This is a genomic window from Endozoicomonas sp. ONNA2 (genome assembly GCF_024606365.1).
Lineage (GTDB): Bacteria > Pseudomonadota > Gammaproteobacteria > Pseudomonadales > Endozoicomonadaceae > Endozoicomonas.
In genome coordinates, this window is the sequence record NZ_JAHHPO010000562.1 from 1 (window position 1) to 1,041 (window position 1,041).

2 protein-coding genes are annotated in these 1,041 nt (G+C 46.4%); both read right to left on the reverse strand.

What is annotated here, in order from left to right; translation table 11 throughout:
• Positions 1-41 precede the first annotated feature (41 nt).
• On the reverse strand, positions 42-428 hold the full coding sequence (locus KDK14_RS09820; protein ID WP_257264922.1) for a PIN domain-containing protein: 387 nt from the start codon (positions 426-428) through the stop codon (positions 42-44).
• Entirely contained in the window at positions 415-693 is a 279-nt protein-coding gene (locus KDK14_RS09825; protein ID WP_257264923.1) for an AbrB/MazE/SpoVT family DNA-binding domain-containing protein, read from the reverse strand. Before KDK14_RS09825 ends, KDK14_RS09820 begins: the two co-directional genes overlap by 14 nt.
• Positions 694-1,041: the final 348 nt, after the last annotated feature.

The window sequence follows — 1,041 nt, forward strand, 5'->3', positions numbered from 1 at the left end:
AAAAAACCGAGGCCGGTCTTTCATGCAGAAAAGCAGCGTGTCTATTTTTCCAACCGGGTAAATTGTTTCAGCCGCACTGCTTTTTTATCAAAAGTCCAGGTTGTTTTGCATTTCCTGAGGTTGTTGTGGTGGCCTATCATTGCATCCGCAAAATTATAGCCATTGGTATAATCGACGATGGCATTTAATACCGCCTGACGATTATCGGTCATAATGCACTGAAGACAGAGCAGCTCCCGAAGTTTCTGACATTGTTTTTCTGCATTGACTTTATAGAAGTGACTGAGCACCCAAACGGTTTCTACCAGTACGATGGGGCTGAGGTAAATTTTTGGCAGGGCTTTCAATAAAGCCAGAGCTTGCTGATGTTGCTTCAAATCGTCTTTGACAAGGTAGCGAACAAGGACATTGGTATCAATACCGTCCATTATCATTATCCTCTCCGTTTTGCCAGGAAGCCATCGCACCTGCTTTGATGGCCTGTTCCATATCTTCCAGTGTTCCTTGTTTGCCATTGGTGTCGCTGGCAAGACAACCTGCCAGCACTTCAATGTCGTTATTCATGGGAGTGAGGGTGATTACACCGTCTTTTTCTTCAAATAGTACCTTGTCACCGGGGTGTAGGTGGAACTTCGACCGCAAGGCGTTGGGTATGGTTACTTGCCCCTTGCTGGTTATTGAGCTGGTAGACATGCTGGCTTTCTCGCAGTAAGCACACAGGTATTACTCAAGGTAATACCCCTGCTCTGCTCTGTCAAGAAAGGAAAACCGGCGTCATATATGGTCCGCCCCGCATTGCAAGGAAAAGTTTTCCATCATGACTAAAGAGAAAGCGAAAGAGCAGGGTCAGGTCTTTCATCGTGCATACAACCTGCCCCTAAAGATTTTCAGTGTCCTGAAAACGGATTGAGCAACTTAGCCCCTGTGCTGGCGAAGTCGTCCGTATTTCTGGTAACAATGGTTAGATCGTATGCCAGCGCGGTGGCAGCGATTTGTTTATCTATTGAATTTTCATGGTGAGGTACTCTGAGTGCCCCCCAT

What these genes read in the sequence shown, in the direction of transcription:
- KDK14_RS09825 (WP_257264923.1), bottom strand. Translation starts at nt 693, where the DNA reads ATGTCTACCAGCTCAATAACCAGCAAGGGGCAAGTAACCATACCCAAC.
- KDK14_RS09820 (WP_257264922.1), bottom strand. Translation starts at nt 428, where the DNA reads ATGGACGGTATTGATACCAATGTCCTTGTTCGCTACCTTGTCAAAGAC.